Origin of the sequence: Arenicella xantha, assembly GCF_003315245.1 — a bacterium.
In the GTDB taxonomy this organism is placed as follows: Bacteria; Pseudomonadota; Gammaproteobacteria; order Arenicellales; family Arenicellaceae; genus Arenicella; species Arenicella xantha.
Map to the genome: position 1 here is coordinate 615337 of NZ_QNRT01000002.1, position 18132 is coordinate 633468.

Genomic DNA, 18132 nt, shown 5'->3' on the forward strand with positions numbered 1-18132 from the left:
TTAGCTCGTGCTAATCAACTTGAATACCAGATTCCGATTATACCGAGCATCACCAAGACGAAATGTGGGCGACTATTGATATCCGTTCAAACCACAAATTTTGGCTTTTGCCACCAAGTGAGTTATAGACGCGGCATCCATCTTTTGAAAAATTCTCGAGCGATATTCTTCAACGGTACGATGGCTAATGCCAATGATCTGAGCCACCTCTTTGTTGGATTTATCGGCATGACCAGAGACTAAACTGGCCATGACCTCTTTTTCACGTTTAGTGAGCGTTTCGAATTGCTCAAGCACCTCAGCATTAGCCTGATCGCCCGCACGGCGCAATGCTTCCATTCTTAACGCTTCGTCTATTCTTTCAAATAGCACATCCATTGAGTATGGCTTTTCCAGAAATTCAATAGCGCCATTCCTGATAGCCCTAACCGAGGTTGGCACATCACCGTGTCCGGTCATAAAGATAATCGGGATTAAGCAACTACGGTTAGCAAGTTCCGATTGCACCTCGAATCCAGATAAGCCCGGCATGGCTATATCGAGCAGAATACAGCCGTATTGTTCTGCCTCTAGCGCCTCTAAAAACACACCACCAGACTCGAAGCTCTCAACACTATAGCCATGATGTTGCAACGACCGCGACAGTGACTTGCGTACCGCCTCATCGTCATCAACTATAAAAATAGTATTAGGGTGGATTGCATTGGTCTGTGTCATGAGGCCTCCTCAGGCGTTGTGGTAATAGCAATCGTAAATAAGAAACGACTGCCTTCAACGTAATTACTATCAAGCCATAATTCACCACCATGCGACTCCACAATGGTTCGGCAAATTGGCAAACCCAAGCCCATGCCGCCATCCTTGCTAGTGATATAGGGTTGAAATAAGCTTTCTCTAACTGCTTCCGTCATACCTGGTCCATTATCAGCCACCGACACACAGATCAGCCCATGTGAATCGATCGATGTGCCAATGCTTATGACCGGATTATCTTTGCCACTGTGTGAGAGCTCCTCGATCGCATTACGCATCAAGTTCACCATGACCTGCTGGAGCTGAACCGCATCCGTTAAGGTACGTGGCAATAATTCATCAAGAAGTGAAACAATCTCAACTCCAGCCGCTTTTGCTTCCGCACCAATAAAATTCTGCGATAACGTAATCAAGTCATTAATATTGGTTGGATACTTTTCACCTTCCTTTTTTCGCACTAAACGTCGCAAACTTTTAATGATTTGGCCAGCACGAAGCGCGGAGTTATAATTTTCCTCCATCATCTCCATTAAAATCGGGTCTGGTTTTTTCTTACTCCGCTGAATCGACATGGCAGTGTGCAAGTTGCTGGTGATTGCGGTTAGCGGTTGATTCAATTCGTGCGCGAGCCCCGCCGCCATCTGGCCAACGGTATTAAGCCGTGAGACATGCGCTAATTCTTCCAAATTCTTACGCGTGCTTTCTTCGGTTTCTTTGCGATCAGTTAAATCTCGGAGGGTTGCAAGCACCGTCAGCCTGCTGCCCCTTTCACGGCTATAGATTGGCCGGAGTCGAATTTCAACGGGGAATTCAGTTCCGTCTTTACGCATTCCAATAAACTCTGCGCCGCCTTGTTCGGAGTGCGCTAACTCAGTGGAATACAAATCGTTATGAAACGGGCTGATCAAGCCTCGCGAACGCTCGGGCAGTATCTCTAAGATACTCTGATTGTTGAGATCTCCGGGAGGACGCCCAAACATGGCATTTAGCATATCGTTGGTATACTCGATGCGACCAGATGGCTCAACAATCAATAGACCATCAGGCGCTTGCTGAAGAAACTGCCGCATTTGTTGTTCGGCATTAATTAGATTGTCGGTGGCAACCTCTTGCGCTTCAATTTGAAACTGTAACTTCTGATTTAAAGTTTCTAGCTCTCTAACTCTTTTACCCGACATCATAACCGGCATTCGCGCACCAACGGCTACCGCTGTCGCAATTGCAATGATGGCAGCGATGCTCTTGCTGAGCCCTTGTACGCCGTAATCACCATGCCAAACGGTCCAAACAGCAACCATATGGGTCACACTGGCAACCAATGTAAACCATAGAAACAGGGTTAGCCGCGCGCGATATGGCGATTGTGGTTGTTTACGTACCACCGTATAAAAAGTGAATGCGATAAACAACAAGGCCAGCGCAATGACCCCATCTGCAATCACATTGAGCCAGAGTATGTCTGAGCGCCAGAGATAATTCTCTCCAGAAGGAACAAATGTATTCCAAAACGAATTGTTTTGACTATTCATCGGTGACCTTGTCGCAACGAAGGCTAAAACTACCTACTGCAGTCGAAGTGAAAAAGACACGACTCACACAATACTTGCTTGATCTAAGACTCGCCTTAGTGAGTTTTGCGTGTCGTTTATTTATTGCGGTCAAAGCCAAAATCCCGATTATATGAAAGCAAAAATCAGTATAAACGCAATTAATTTAAAGGACTGTAAAATGCTGAAAATTCCCGTATTTCACACAATTCTCATAGCCTAGAATTTTCATTTTGTGGGCTTTTTGGAGAATAACAACCGGTTGCCTTGGACAAATGACCGTTTTTTCCCGCATTTATTGCGAATAAATGTCAAAATCTGTCACATTAATGCGATTAATGATAAAAGTCGTAGTTCTACGTATTTCTTCACAAATGTGTGCCCTATAGACTGCATCGCAGGTCGAAATGGTTCTGCTGAATATAAGCTACCTTTTTGACGTTACTAGCTAACGATAATGATTGTTGATAAAGAACAATTAATGTCGATTCAACTTTCTAGGCTAATTAATGCAACAACCAAGGGAAAAACCATGATCGAGTCACCAGCAATTGCAACAATCTATACCACCGACAAAAAACTAAACGACTTGGTTTGCATCGAAGGCAAATCGATTAACGTAGGCAGCTCAACAGAATTAGCGCCCATTTACCTTGTCAGCCCCTCGGCGACCTACGCGCATCAGCTGAAAGCTACCGATGTGGTTATTTATGACCTAGATCTCGTTGCAGGAAACTTGGAACAAGTAATTGAAGATGTAGCACACTTAAAGCTTACATCGCAAAACCTGCCACTTATTTTGATCGGCTCACGTGAAGACTTAGTTCGAGTAATGCAATCGACAAAACTGAAGCCACTGGTTAATCGTGTGATAGCCAAGCCGTTTACTGGCAGTCAGCTTGACATGGTCGTGAATGCAACGGTAAGCAAAAAAACCGGCGCAGCAAGCTCAACACCAAAACAAACGGTACTAAAGTGGCTCGGTCTTGGCGCAAGCGCAGCATAGTTACAGTGCACAGCTCGGCGAAATAATTTGATGGCTTAGCAAACAACGCTAAATATCACCTAAGAAGATGAGAACATGGTTCTCTAGCAGAATAACCAAGTGTCGTATTCATACGGATAGACCTAAACCATGATGCTTATGTAGAGCGATTAGTAGTTTTGGCAACGAACCTCCACTAATTATGGTTTAACTAAGACACGTATAGCCGTTAGATGATTGGGCATCTATTTCAGAACCCACACGCTAATCCGGCAAGAAATGTATCCCCCCTTAGGGGCTAGTTTATAGCTCCGCTTGAGGGAAGCGCGTAATTGACATATAGCAACCGTCATCCACCCGGTTGTTTATCAATACGCGCTTCCCAACCTTATCGTGGATCATTGTTTTTTATTTACGCTCAACTTAACAACCATAGCTAAACCCAAACCCACATGAATCAACAGAATAGTCGAAGAGTCATTCTTTTCTCTCGAGACGATGCACTCATTGAGGACATAAACCTCAAAACAATCGGCGACCAAGGCGTTGCTAGTAACAATCTCGAGGTTAAAGTCGAATCGGCACTAAATGCTGACCTTGTTAGTAACGAACTAACCGCGGTTATTTACGATCTCGATTTAGTTGGCAATGACTTAAACATTGCGGCAATCGATATTTTGCAACTTAGGCAGGCTTGTCCGGACCTATCGTTAATATTGATTGGCGAGAAAGAGCCTTTGAGTAAGGCACTTAAGACCGAACGCATAGCATCGATGGTTACAAAATCCGTGAGTAAGCCCAAGGCGACCAATCAGCTTTTGATGGCGATTTCCGCTGCGGGCATCTTGAACGATGGTCAGGCCAAGATTCAAAGGCAATCAAATATAAAACGCTACAGCATAGTAGCTGGTGGAGTATGTGCTATTGGTTTAGTTTCAGCACTCCTATTGTCAGGCCGCCAAGCGGTTGAAACGCCGGTAACCGCCGGCAGTGACAGCGCAACACAGCGAAGTCCAAACCAAGCAAGCGTCCCAGCACTAAGTACCAACAATCAGACTCAAACTGAAATCCGACAACTAAAAGTGTTGGCATCAGAAGCATACAGCGCTGGCCGATTGATACGCCCAACCCGTGACAACGCCTTCTACTATTATCAAAAAATACTAGAACTTGATGACTACGATGAACAAGCCTACACAATGAAGTGGCAGATTCTTGAGCAGCTTCGCGCTTCATTTCCGTCATTAATCGAGCAAGGTGAATTTGACCGAGCCGAAACTATTGTTGCAATGCTTGTAGAAGCTGAGCCATTTAATAATTCTAATAATGATCTTCAGGCTAAGCTTATTGAAGCAACAACGGACTCTGACCTACTGACTCAAACGGCTACTGAGGACGAAGCGCCTGAAATAGAGGCAAAACCGGCCGAGACGCAAAAACAAGCTGAGCCAGCTCGCACCAAACAGCAAGCAGCGGCGGCCAAAGCGGACATTGAAAAACGGGCAGCAAATGAAATCAGTGCGGCCATTAAGTCAGGTCGTTTGACGCCGCCGCAGTCCAACAATGCCTATCAACTATTGTTATCAGCTGCACGCGAAAAAACTGTTCGCCAAACGATATTCACATCCCTGAAAACCGATTTAGAAACACGGCTGGTTGCACGCGCTCAGCAGTCTCTACGTGATTCAAATACCGGCAATGCAGCAAGTGACATCAGTTTTCTTAGAAAGCTAGATCACACAAATTCTGCGCTTTCGGAATTAACCGCATCATTAGTTGAGGCTAGACGCCCAGCGGCGCCAGCCCCTGTTGTGGAGCAACCGACACCCGAAACCGCCGCAGCTAAAACAGAGCCAGCCAAAGGCACTCAACTCAGCAATGTCGCTAAGAGTGCTAATAATCCAACCAGTGTCGCCGCGATCACGCCGTCGGAGATATTGAACAAGGCACAACCGGACTATCCACGACGCGCATTCAACATGGATATTGAAGGTTGGGTAGAGCTCGACTATCAGGTTGATGAGACTGGGCAACCAATCAACATCAAGGTCGTCAATGCGCAACCCAAAAAGATATTTGATAAGGCAGGAATCGACGCGATCAAGCGCTCACGTTTTTCTCCTGCTAGAAATACCGCAACCGGTGAAGCCGTTACATCTGACGGAACTGCCATTCGATTTAATTTTTCAATAGGACGTTAATTTCATAACGCCGTTGAAAAGCAGAAAACACGAAAATAACACGAGTGAGAGAGAATATTATGAAACACAATCAAAAATATAAGGCTATAACCGCCGCTATTCTGGCTTTGACCTTGTCGTCGCAAGCCAATGCTGAGGATCAAAAAAACGATAAACTTGAGGAAGTTTTGGTTACCGCCCAGAAGCGTGTGCAAAACGCACAACGTGTTCCAGTCGCCGTCACTAAATTCTCTGGTCAACAGTTACGTGAACTCGGCGTGACAGATGTGCTTGATTTGCAAACGAGCGCGCCAGCATTAATCGTAGGCAATACCCAGTCAGCATCAACCACCAGTTTTAGCATCCGCGGAGTCGGTACAAGTGCGCAAAATTTTGGTTTGGAATCATCTGTTGGCCTTTATGTAGATGGCGTTTATCGTGCCCGTCAAAGTTCGGTAATTAACGAACTGATCGATATCGAAGCAATCGAAGTGCTGCGAGGCCCGCAGGGAACATTGTTTGGTCGAAACACGCCTTCCGGCGCAGTACAAATTAAGACTAATGCCCCAAGCCACGAAGCTGGCGGCAACGTTAGCCTTTCCGCTGGTAATTTCGGTCTATTGTCAGCCAGTGCCGCTGGCGGTGGTTCTCTTATTGATGATGTATTGGCGGTTCGAGTAACAGGCTTTACTTCACAACGCGACGGTCATGTAAGCGATGAGAATTTTGGTGAAGATGTATTGAACGATCGTAATCGCTTCGGTGGTCGACTACAGTTTTTGTACACGCCTTCAGAAACTTTTTCCGCACGCTTGATTGCAGATTACTCTGAAATTGATGAAATCTGTTGTGCTGGCGTAACAGTCCGCAACAATTTTGTTGGCGCAGATGGTCAACTAGGTAGTGACGCACTCCTCACAGCCTTCGGTGGCAATATCATCTCTGAAGATCAGGTATTTGACGACGTCTCCGCTTTGAACAGCCTCCCTATCTCTAAAAATGAAGATTCTGGCGTATCTCTGGAGCTAAATTTTGGCGACGAAGATAGCCGTCAATTAACATCGATTACTGCGGTCAGAAGCTTTGATCAATTCACTTCTGTGGATGCGGACTTCAGCAATGTTGACCTGTTCACTCGTGTCGAAGATTCAGAAACAAGTGCCTTTAGCCAAGAGCTACGATTCACCAACAAAAGCGAAATCTTTGAATACGTGGTTGGGGCTTACTATTTCGAGCAAGAGATAAAAAGCGGAGCGCAATTCAACGTTGGATCAGCGTTTAGCCCTTTTCTAGCTCAAGACCCATCGATTGGTCAACTAATTGGCGCCGCAACTGCCGCTGGTATTCCAGTAGCAGACATTACTCCGGCTGGATCGGGTTCACGAGACAGCTTTGTACAAGATCACCAATCAACCGCGATTTTTGGTCAAATCGATTTTCGCGCGACCGACAACGTGATGTTGTCAGCGGGTCTTCGCTACACTGATGAACAAAAAGAAATGAACGGCGTGTTTACTCAAGGCGATACGGGACCTGCGGTTGACCTAGGGGCGATCGCAAGTGGCGACCCACGGAGCATTGTTGGTTTGGCGTTTCCAGGTTGGGGTTACACATTAGGTGGGCCATTGACCGTAGTTAGCGCCCGCGACAATGTCGAAGCCAGCTTGGATGATTCCCAACTTACCGGCACAGCAAAGCTAGCGTACACGCCAAATAAGCAAACAATGTTTTATGTTTCGTACGGCACTGGCTTCAAGTCTGGTGGTACAAACACCGACCGAATTGCACCTCAATTTAGTACTGTGTTCGGTGCTGAAACATCAAAATCATTAGAAATTGGGGTAAAGAAAGACTTCCCAAGCCAAGGTTTGCGCGTCAATCTAAGTTTGCATAACACAACCACTGAAGACTTTCAGTCTATCGCCTTTGCAGGCAACGGGTTCAACCTGATTAATGCCGGTGAAGTTGAGACTCGAGGCGGTGAGCTCGAAGTTTTGTGGTACCCAACGGATTCACTATCAATCAGCGGCGCAGTAGTTCTTAATGACGGCGAGTTTACTTCGTTCCCTGGCTCGACTTGTTGGACCGCGACCCCGTTTCAGCTAGGTCAAAATGACCCAACTGAAGTGAACGGCGTTTGCGACCGATCAGGAGATCCATTGAACTTTAATCCAGAAGAAGTGTTCATGCTGGCGGTTAACAAGCAGTTTACTATTGGTCAAAATGACGCATATCTACATGCTGACTATTTCCATCGTTCAAGTGTGTTTGAAGATGGCGACCTTGACCCACTTAAAGAACAAAGTGGATACGGCTTGCTTAATTTACGGGCCGGCATGTTCTTTAGCGAAGGCAGTACTGAATGGTCTTTCTGGGTTCGCAACGCACTCGATGAAGACTACTTAGGTACGTATTTCGATGTGCCACTACAAACGGGTAAATTGAACGCCTATGCACGCGAGCCACGCACCTTTGGTGTTTCAATTCGTAAGGACTTCTAGTCATTAGTTAGTCTAAGCTTTAACGAGCACACTCAGTGAAACCTGCCGCCCCTGCAGACACTGCGTGTGCTCGTCTTAGTTGCGCTTTATAAAGGCTTAACTAGTCAGCAAGGAAGTCTGGCTTTAATTCTACTCAAGGCAACCGGCGTGATGCCCAAATATCGGGCAATATCATTTTGCGTAACTCGACCTATTAACTCGGGCTCCCGCTCACGCAGCAAACGATATCGCTGTTCGGCCGATAAACACAGAAACTCATACTCACGACGCTCTTTCTTCATCGATAATTCGAGCAAACTATCAATCAAGAATTGTGATGCCTCCATGTTTTCTCGCGATAAGGATCTAAGATCATCGAAAGACAATTTATACAATTCACTATTCTCCAGACAAATCAAACTAAACGAGCATTGTTGCTTACTATGGCAGGCGGTAAGGCTGCCAATGAACGCCCCAGACAGTAACAAAGACTTAACGTGCTCCTTGCCGTCGCTGCTTAGGTAATACGCTTTAACCAATCCGCTTTGCAGCAAGTAGACATGTCGATCAACGTCCCCTTGCCGATAAATATGCTCGCCCTTTTTTGCTCTGACTAACTGCCCGCGTTGACTTAATAGTTGAGAGAAATTCATGACTTTTAACTTGGGTTAATTCGCGGACTCAAGTTTACTCATAAAGTGGCAGCCTGATTAAACAAATGGGCTAACAAAATGAATCTTGTCAATAAGCGAATCCTAATTACCGGAGGCACGTCTGGCATTGGTCTAGAAATGGTGCGACAGCTATGTGCACAAAACCAAGTGATTGTAATTTCACGTAGCGCAGAACTAGCCGAAGAAGTCCCAGCAACAACATATCCAGTACGCATATTTCAAGCCGACTTTGCTAATCAGCAAGCCCTCAAATCGGCCATGGACGAAATTGTGAGTAACTACGACCAGCTTGATGTGCTGATCAACAATGCAGCTATACAAAATACCCCTGAACTGCTGTCCGAGGCATTTAACTATGCCGACATCCAACGCGAAATCGATATCAATTTCACCGCAGTTTGTCAGCTGAGCTACCGCATGTTGCCACTCCTGCAAGGCGACACTGAGTCGGTGATTCTAAATATAAACACCGGCTTAGCGCTGTCGCCAAAACGCTCTTCGGCCATTTACTGTGCAACTAAAGGCGCACTCAATCTGTTTTCACAGTCGCTTCAGTACCAACTCGCGGAGACTAATATTTCAGTCCAACAAGCATTCCTTCCATTAGTCGATACCAACATGACAAAAGGTCGTGGAAGCAACAAGCGCGCGGCCAGCTCAGTGGCAAATGAAATTATTGACGGACTTCGTAACAAGCGCATTATTAACGACGTTGGAAAAGCAAAACTGCTACGCCTAATGGTCCGCTTTGCGCCGAGTCTTGCGCGCAAAATCATGCGTAATAGTTAATCACTAATTGAGCATCATCAGCCCACCGCACAATCGATCAAGCAATAGCCTCTTAAGCAAAAATGAACAGTCAAAGAAGCATCGGAGGTGTCGGTGTGTGGCAAATAAGCGAGTAGTACCGCCCCATCACGGATCAATTAAATCGGATAACGCGTTGCCCTAAAGTACTATTGTAATCGGCTTAGTATTGTCGCAAAGTAGAGAGAACAAGCATCTTAACGTCACGCCGGCGTGATTTCCGAGCTCGAAATCTATGACAAACAAAGCCATAAACATCTTAATAATTGATGACCATCGCCTAGTAGCCGATGGACTGGGGCTGATTTTATCTCGGTTGAGTAACACGGTGAACATAACAACTCTATACAGCGTGCGGTCTGCATTATCGGACTTGGTCATGCTTAAGCAGCAGAGTTTGATCCTCGTCGATCTAAATATGCCCGCGATGGATGGATTGAGCTTTCTCCAATCACTGTCCAATCGAAGAGTAACGGTGCCGGTGGTGGTGGTCTCAGCAGTGGAAAATCGCACTGAGATCAAGAAGGTACTGCAATGTGGGGCGCGCGGCTTTATACCAAAAGAGTTATCAGCGGCTCAGATGCTGGAGGGAGTTAAACGAGTATTGTCGGGCGAGCGCTATCTACCTGATCACTTGGCGGAGTTACTGCAGGTTAAAACCATGAGCCAACAACAGATCGCGCGCAATGCCGAAACTGGTATGAGAATCAGCGCTGAATCGGACTACCCGCAGCTCCGAGAACGTCAACTGGATGTGTTAAAGCTAATACAAACGGGGCTATCTAATTCTGATATTGCTGATATCTTGGGCGTCAGTGAGTCGACGGTCAAATCCCATGTTTCAACCTTGTTCAAGGCGTTTGGCGTAAGCAACCGAACCGCCTGCGTGAAGGTCGGTCTTGAATCAAAATTGATCGACGGTTGATCTACTTAACTAGTTCAGAGGCAATTATGTCTAATAACTTTGCGGCGGCTATGGGCTTGTGTTCAATTCTGAGCTTTCCGGCTTGAGCCAGCAACAAGCGATCCGGTGAGGTATCTCCGGTGATTAACATCGCCTTGATCTCGATATTAAACTCATCGCGAATTTGTTTAATCGCATCAATACCATTAATGTCGCCGCGCAAGCGAAAATCAGCGACGATTAATTCGGGTATCAAATCTTTATCATGCAAGCCGCGTATCGCATCAAGACAGTCAGCGGCGGCCACTACCTGAGCACCAGACTGCTCCAAAATACGAGTCATTCCATCACGAATATCAAGTTCATCGTCTATCACCAAGATGACTCGATCAACTAAGCTCAGACTCAACATGTCTGTCGTTTCGATGGTATCGACTGGATCACTACTGGTCAGTCGGAGCGTTAGGGTCGTACCCACGTTGGGACTCGACTCTAAACTTAGCGGTATGCTCATCAAACTGCAGAGTCGTTTCACAATGGTTAAGCCCAGTCCTAGACCTTTTTGCCGGTCGCGTTCAGGATTATTCAATTGGGTAAACTCTAAAAATATAACAGAATGTTCCGCATCAGGAATACCTATGCCAGTATCGACAACCTTAACATCAATGGTCTCATCATCGTTTCGTGCGGCTGACAACGTGACCGAGCCGTGATCGGTAAACTTCAATGCATTTTCAACTAAGTTTCTGATGACCCGCTCCAACAACATCGGGTCGCTGTAGCTAAACAAACTGGGCTCAACCGACAGCACCAGCTCAATGTTAGACCCAGCGTGACCATCTCGGTATTCCTGATAAATTCGCTCCAGCAACTTCGAGAGGTTAAAACCCTTAGGTAGATATTCAACCACGTTAGCATCAAGGCGGGAGATATCCAGCAACTCATGCAACAACTTGTTTAACGAGCTTGTCGACAGCGTCAGTTTTTCAAGAATAGCTTCTGCATCTTTACCCAAATTCAAATGATTGAGTGCATCTACAAACATACCCGAAGCATGCAGTGGTTGCCGCAAGTCATGACTAGCGGCGGCTAAAAAACGATCTTTAGCAAACACCGCATTTTCCGCCGCTTCTTTTTGCTCAGTAAGCTGGTCTACTAATGACTTGTTCTCATAAGATAACGTAGAACGTTCTTGAAACACGCTGTGGGCATTTTTTGCAAACGAAACAAGGATAAACAAAAACAGAAAGATCATGCCGGCAATGGCATACAGTAAACTGCCACCACGGAGTAAACACCCTAAAAAAAACAACACCGACATTGGCACCGAAAATGACAAGAAAACGCGAAATGACAGCGCCATCGACGATACGCTAGCGGCCATGTAACCTGCAAACGCACAGGTAATCATCAAGGTTAAGACAGGTTCATCGGCTTTAATAAACAGCAACGGAACGAGACCCCACACTATGCCTGTCAGCGTCGCCCAAATCACAACTTGGTCGAACCAATACTGAGTAGACGATGGGTCATGCGCCGCTGAATGAAATTTTAGGACACTTAACCAACGCAATAACAAGATACTATATGCCGCGACAACCCAGATGAGCAAGTAAGTGCGATCCGACGTTGACCACAACATTCCTAGGGTCAGCACATACACACCAGCGGTGCCCATAATTACGGCGGGCAGCTGTTTATATAAAGCGTTTGTTTGTTCGTATAACTGAAATTCAGTAAGCGTCATCAGCGAGTGATATCGAGGTTTTAAGCCTGCAGAGTGAGTCTAAAGGTACTGGACCGACACCATGGGTGTGTCGAATACATAAGATTGTAGCACTTGACGTTTAGCTCAGTGATACAACTCAGTAATACAGACAGAAACAGGAGCTCAATTCAAGTCAGTATGCGACATGCTACGGAGCGCTAGCTTTTGATCCTGCTGTCGAATCGTACTTAAGTACCATTGAGTGACTTAGTGGACATGTGACAGCATTATGACCTTCAATTAAACACTTGGTCAACGTTAATGATTTTCATCAAAGAATACCGAACAATGCGGTCGGCTACTCGCTCTAGGCCGATATCCGCTTGCACAGTAGGATTACTGGCATTTGCTATCGGCGCTCAATCTTATGCAGAAGGTCTCGAATTTAGCGATCCTAAACAACTCAATCATATCTTGCGCACAAATGAGAGGGTACTTCAGTTTGAGGTTGGCGGGGACTCAAAACGCATGATCTATCACGTGACAAACCTATCAACTCAGTATGGGGAACTGCGAGTCGCACCGCTCAGCGGCAATGCAGAAGCAACGCGCATCAATACTAGTAACCTTAGAGACTATGACATGAGCGCTGATGGGAAGTACGTGGTTTACACCACATCAAATAGCCCTTTCACCTCTGCGAATCGCTTGAATAGTCAGGTCAGCGATATGAGTGAGCCAGCAGTGCAACTTATTCCGGCGCTTAGTAGCGGAAAAGAGGTGGCTCGACCGGAAATTTCACCTGACGGCCACACAGTCGTCTTTATATCAGAAGAAAGACAAAATAATTTACGAGAACTATACTCAGTGCCAATCACCGGCCCTAGCTCAAGCCGAGTAAGGCTCAGCGGGCCATTAGATCCCCCTGACGAGAGCTCAGTCGTAGGCGTCGGTGGATTTTATATTAGCCCTGATAGCTCGACTGTTGTTTACTTCGCTCGCCCTCCAGGCTCTACTGTAGCTGAGTTATATAGCGTACCAATTGACCGTTCCTCAGAGCCGGTGCAATTGACTGACCTCAACACCAATAATCGCAGAATATCGGGGTCTATCATGTTTAGCCCTGACAGTACTACGATAAGTTTTGTTTCAAACCAAGGAGTTAATGACGTTTACAACTTATACAGCATTCCAATTAATGGTCCCAAAGAGAGTGCCATTCGACTGAATCATGATTCTGATGGTGAATCAGTCAGAGATAGCCGAATCAGCGCCGATGGAACAACTATCGTCTATCGCTCTGCGGGATCAAGCTCGGACCTGCTATACAGTGTTCCCATCGACCGAAGCACTGAGCCCGTTTTAATTAGCCCCATTCCCGTGTTCGACGGTGATGTATCGCAGTACTATGAAATCAGCTCAGACTCGTCAACGGTAGTATTCAAAGCCGATATGCACATTAACAATGTTAGTGAGATATTTGCAGTACCGATTAACGGACCGAGCACCAGCGCTATCAAATTACATCAAGATCTGGTAGTGGGCCAATCAGTTGCTACATTTGACAAAATCGAGCTCAGTCCAGACGGTCAGTCAGTCACATTCAGGATCGATGATTCAGTGGCCGATAATTTAACTAAGCTGTACACGGCACCGCTTGATACCGCAAATGCGGCGGTAGACCTCACACCAATGCTGGTAAATGATCAATATGTGCAGTCGTCATTTAAGCTTAGCGCAGATAGCGAGTACGTCGTCTACATAGCCAATCAAGAGGACGACATCTACGAGTTATACCTTGCAACGCTTGATGGTCAGCAGCCGCCATTAAAACTCAATGCGGCACTGCCAGATGGCGGAAGAATCGGTACTACTTTTTTAAGCGATAAGAACATCGTCCGTATCAGCGCCGATTCAAGCAGTATTGTGTATGCAGCTGAACAGATAGCCAGCGGACTTGGCGGCCTATTCGTAGTGCGAAAAATAGACGACGAAATATGTTTTGTAACGGTAGCCAGCAATAATAAGGTCGTCACTTTTTGTTTATAACGTACAAGCAGGAGCTCATAAAAGCTGAGTTAACATGAACTTTCGCCCTACCCCGTGTATTTATTGCTTAACTATAAACTGACTATACGCGGGATAGAGCGCTCTTTCGGAAATGACGGCGAGCGCTAATCCAACTTCTGTCACAACAGCTGTCACAACTCCTTTGACTTCAGCCTTTGTATGGCACTCGACCGTGCTTAACCCTATAATATCCGACCGCTAGTCTTGGCAAATATGCCTTGCATCTATTGCCACGCGTAACGCTGCTGCGATTGTTTTCCAGCTCAGACGTCGCAGACAACTTAAGACTCTCTCTATATATACCAACTGGATAGCACGCTCATGGACTTCCTCAGCAAACTCGTCGCCATTATTGTCAAAATCGTTAAATTTATATTCAGTGCGATCTGGCTAGTCATCGGGTTATTGATAATAGCTGCATATGCCTACAGCTGGTGGAGTGAACACCAGTACGAACAAGAGCTAGCTGAACAAGAAGCATTCATCGAAGCCGAGGCCGAATCATATAAAGCACAAGACCTTGGTGATCTCGAAGCGTTAAGCAGCGAATACCAAGCCATCTGTGAAAGTGAAATCACGCAACTTGCCAGCGTTTCAAATGGCGATGAAAGCGCACTTTGCGTTAAGGCCGCTAAGATACTCGTAGATACCAGCCAACAGACCGGCATGTCACTCGACAACTTCGCAGATATGCAAAGCAAGGTCTGCCTCCGAGACTATCAAGACAGCGACGAAGAAGCCAACGACCCAGAGAATCAAGAATACTGCTTAGAAGTTGGCAACAACGGCAAAACCGACGCAGTCAAAAACGCTATTGCACTGGCATTGTGTGAATTTGACAGCGGGCATGTGATGCAACATGAAACTGATCAATCATACTTCGCGTGGTTGTTATCAAAACACGGTGCGGCAGTGTATGTCGATCGCTCCTTTTATTTAGATTGTGACCTAAAGAAATTTAGTCAGCTCAACTATCGAGGCTTCTTTACACAGGAACTCAGTGACGAAGAACTGTACCCTGACTTTCAAACTAACATTTGGGACTTACTCGATAACAAGGACTATAACGGTGCCCTCAAAACATTAAGAGCGCACCCGTTTGGTGAGAATTTGCTATTCGATAAGTGGCTGCTAGACGCAGTGCTCAGCAATCATGCCGATGCTCAGCTACTGACCGAAGTACTTGCGCTAAATGGCAACCGAGTGAACTACAACGAAGAATATTACGATCAACCACTCAGCCTTGCGATTAATGAAGGCTTGTCTGACGCGGCACTAACATTGTTAAAAGCTGGTGCCGATCCATCAAGACCCGACGACAGCGGTCAAGCTCCAATCACGTTGGCGGCACGAGCCAATTTGTTACCGGTAGTTACGGCCTTATTAGCCGCCGGAGTTGACGCCAACGGAACACAAAACGCGGTAAGCCTCGATTTTGCCGAACCCCTAACTGCAGCAGCCCTTAGCGGTAACGCGGTGGTGTTCTCGACCTTGCGCGATAATGGCGCACTGTTACGCCCTGAAAACGCGTCAAAATTTCCTCAGTGGGAACAGGACTACCTAGCCGACGCAGCGTTACAAGGCGGCAACTACCAAATTGTCAAGGCCGTGGCCGATGCACAATTTTCGTTTGCCGAACCGCGTCGAGCATGGACTTATGCGATTCAAGGCGGTAACCCACAGGTGTTAGCATTTTTATTCGACTCCGGCATGACTCTACCGGAGCATAAATATCATACCGATATTTATAACGCCTTAAGCAAATCAGTACGAACCAAAGAAGACAATGAGTTCAAGGGCGGTCCGGCAGAGGCCGACCAAATGCTCAGCCTTCTATTAAAACACGGCTTAGACTTGTCATCGCTGTCATCAAACGGAAATAGCCTGGCTCATCATGCAATCGTGTTCGCGGCTCCCAACAATGTTGCTCGAACAAAAACTGAAAACCAACAAGACCGCCAACTACGACTTAAGTTCGCTGCACGTGTAATAGATGCGGTTCTCAAAACCAGCATCGATGTTAACCACGTTGGTAACAAAGGTGAGACCTTGCTGATGAAAGCCGCTAGCCGATCTCACCCAGAATTAGTCAAACTGCTAATAAATCGAGGTGCGGAAAAATCACTCAAAAACGAACAGGGATTGACAGCACTGGATCTCGCTATTCGCGAGGGCCGACGCCTCACTCGATTCTGGAAAAATGACACCGTCCTTAAAGAAAAATACCAGGCAGTGATTGAAGCGCTTGGTGGTGACCCAGCGGATCTCGACAAAGTCGCCGAAAAGCGGGCTTAAGCAAGCTAGCCTTGAGTTGGCTAAATGAATGGTATTTGAAGTTTTCGCCTGAGTCTCCGATTTGATTATTTATGCCGTGACGCCTGCTGGGAATTAGGTATCGATAGCCAAGCTGCCATCAACACCGTTCACTCGGAGAGTTGGCATTGACGGCAAGTAACGGTGAAACATGACTTTACCAGCAGTGACTATTCCTACATACCTGGCGCTAAGTCACGCTCAAGAATCGATTCATCTAACGATTCCAAACCACAGCTAGCGCTGTCAGCGGCATCAGTCGGGCAATTGGCTTGGCGTTGATCCACCTGCATACGGATTGACTTAAAATCGCCCCAAAAGCAGGCTGGGCAGGCCCGTTGCTCGTCGGCTGTCGGTAACGTATGCCCATCGCCCATGGCATAACTACGCGTCGGCAAAATATCTCGCCAGCTCAGCTCACTAACATCAGGAATTTGAGCAAACTCATCGCCATACCCCCAATCGTAATCCAACACCGCTTGCCAACCAAGGTGCATTTTACTGGCGACAATAACGCCGTTGATCAGCACGCTGTTCGGATCATCATACGCCAACCCAGCACTTTCAACCTCCGGCCCCAGCCGGCCAAATTTATCGACCGCATTGCGTAATTTGCCAAACAGTTCAGGGTCGTTAAATTCCTTCGCAGCCCATAAACCGAATATCTGTGCAACTTGGTCTGGATCCCCTTCAGTTTGTCCGAGTACCGCTGCATACGGGCCAAACTCTTCGACTAAATTTTCCTTAAATGAAGGGTAAAGCTCATCTAACTCGTCGCCCGTAAACGGTGTCAAAAAAGTAAGAATCCAAGCATTGGCATAGCCGCTGATTTGCTTTTTAACGAGGTCATGGTTTGGCAAGTAAGCGCGGTAAAACAAGCCAGTTTCAGGGTCGCGCATACGTTTCATAATAAAATCTAACGACCATTGTATTTCGTTGCTGGTATACGCCGTTCCATACAGACGGTCGTAGATATGCAAACTCAACATACTGATTGTGTTGCACTCAACAAACCAAGCATTCGGTTCGCAAGTAACGCCCTCATAAATTCCTTCGTGATGGAGCCGCATTTCATCTGCAATCTGCTGGGTCAACCAAGTAAATTCACGGGCATAACGCACGTCGCCAGTAGACATTTGGTAGAGGCCATACATCAAGTTAAGATGCCCCTTGTACATAATATTTTGCACTGAAATAGGGTCGGCCCCGAAGCCACGATCAGTAAAATCGCCCCAAACCTTCTTCGACTTCATCTTCCAAATCATCATATCCATCAAGGCTTTATATTCAGCTTGATTGTCAGGATCGATGATCATCGCAGACGGTAAACCATATGCCGCGAATGCTATCGAATACTTCCAAAAATCCTGTTGTTCAGTATTCCAGTCAGCGAAATCATCGCCGGATAATGACAATTTGAAATAGTCTTCGGTGACGCTACGCAGTTGCCCAATTTCATCAGACTGGAGACGACGCTCCGGCATCGGTTCAAAATAGGCTGCGCTGTCTGGAAAACCTAAGGGCAGAAAGCGAACGGCGCCCCAAATGATAAGACCAACGATAATCATGGCCAGTAACAGTCGCACACTGAATTTTCTAAATATTAGTGCTGATACCATTGCAATACCAAAGAAGGTTAGCGGTGCTGGACAGTATTACTAATATCTTTTGAAATAGCCAGTCAGAAGAAAACTGGAACATCATGTTGAAT

Annotated in this window: 12 protein-coding genes; 7 read left to right on the forward strand and 5 right to left on the reverse strand. The window is 46.4% G+C overall.

The window, feature by feature from the left end:
* Positions 1-72: 72 nt before the first annotated feature.
* Together DFR28_RS08525 and DFR28_RS08530 are read right to left on the reverse strand one after the other, a co-directional pair.
* Positions 73-717 carry a response regulator transcription factor gene (locus DFR28_RS08525; protein ID WP_113953910.1) on the reverse strand — a complete coding sequence of 215 codons (645 nt, stop codon included), beginning with the start codon at positions 715-717 and terminating at the stop codon, positions 73-75.
* Complete coding sequence (locus tag DFR28_RS08530; RefSeq protein WP_113953911.1) at positions 714-2282, reverse strand: two-component system sensor histidine kinase NtrB; 1569 nt, start codon at positions 2280-2282, stop codon at positions 714-716. The genes DFR28_RS08525 and DFR28_RS08530 overlap by 4 nt, the downstream gene beginning before the upstream one ends.
* 475 nt (positions 2283-2757) lie before the next feature.
* On the opposite strand from DFR28_RS08530, the gene DFR28_RS08535 reads away from it, so the two are divergent.
* The 3 genes from DFR28_RS08535 to DFR28_RS08545 all read left to right on the forward strand — a co-directional run bounded on the left by DFR28_RS08535 (position 2758) and on the right by DFR28_RS08545 (position 7966).
* Complete coding sequence (locus tag DFR28_RS08535; protein ID WP_113953912.1) at positions 2758-3306, forward strand: hypothetical protein; 549 nt, start codon at positions 2758-2760, stop codon at positions 3304-3306.
* 431 nt (positions 3307-3737) lie between these two features.
* The gene (locus tag DFR28_RS08540; protein WP_113953913.1) at positions 3738-5486 is read left to right on the forward strand and encodes an energy transducer TonB; all 1749 of its coding nucleotides are present in this window, start codon (positions 3738-3740) and stop codon (positions 5484-5486) included.
* Between the two features lie 59 nt (positions 5487-5545).
* Positions 5546-7966: a TonB-dependent receptor gene (locus tag DFR28_RS08545; protein WP_113953914.1), complete on the forward strand. Its 2421-nt coding sequence runs from the start codon at positions 5546-5548 to the stop codon at positions 7964-7966.
* Positions 7967-8070: 104 nt separating this feature from the next.
* Here the strand turns inward: DFR28_RS08545 and DFR28_RS08550 are convergent, their stop codons facing one another.
* Complete coding sequence (locus DFR28_RS08550; RefSeq protein ID WP_113953915.1) at positions 8071-8598, reverse strand: Crp/Fnr family transcriptional regulator; 528 nt, start codon at positions 8596-8598, stop codon at positions 8071-8073.
* A gap of 78 nt (positions 8599-8676) precedes the next feature.
* Here DFR28_RS08550 and DFR28_RS08555 point away from each other — a divergent pair, with 78 nt between their 5' ends.
* Positions 8677-9408 carry an SDR family oxidoreductase gene (locus DFR28_RS08555; RefSeq protein ID WP_113953916.1) on the forward strand — a complete coding sequence of 244 codons (732 nt, stop codon included), beginning with the start codon at positions 8677-8679 and terminating at the stop codon, positions 9406-9408.
* Between the two features lie 253 nt (positions 9409-9661).
* Positions 9662-10351, forward strand: coding sequence for a response regulator (locus tag DFR28_RS08560; protein WP_113953917.1), 690 nt, complete (start codon positions 9662-9664; stop codon positions 10349-10351).
* Between the two features lies 1 nt (position 10352).
* Here DFR28_RS08560 and DFR28_RS08565 read toward each other — a convergent pair whose 3' ends face one another.
* Entirely contained in the window at positions 10353-12077 is a 1725-nt protein-coding gene (locus DFR28_RS08565; RefSeq protein ID WP_113953918.1) for a hybrid sensor histidine kinase/response regulator, read from the reverse strand.
* 282 nt (positions 12078-12359) lie between these two features.
* On the opposite strand from DFR28_RS08565, the gene DFR28_RS08570 reads away from it, so the two are divergent.
* Positions 12360-14087, forward strand: coding sequence for a TolB-like translocation protein (locus DFR28_RS08570; protein WP_113953919.1), 1728 nt, complete (start codon positions 12360-12362; stop codon positions 14085-14087).
* A 342-nt stretch (positions 14088-14429) separates the two neighbouring features.
* Positions 14430-16403, forward strand: a complete 1974-nt coding sequence (locus DFR28_RS08575; RefSeq protein WP_113953920.1) for an ankyrin repeat domain-containing protein — start codon at positions 14430-14432, stop codon at positions 16401-16403.
* 194 nt (positions 16404-16597) lie between these two features.
* Here DFR28_RS08575 and DFR28_RS08580 read toward each other — a convergent pair whose 3' ends face one another.
* Positions 16598-18040, reverse strand: a complete 1443-nt coding sequence (locus DFR28_RS08580; RefSeq protein ID WP_113953921.1) for a linalool dehydratase/isomerase domain-containing protein — start codon at positions 18038-18040, stop codon at positions 16598-16600.
* Between the last annotated feature and the right edge of the window lie 92 nt (positions 18041-18132).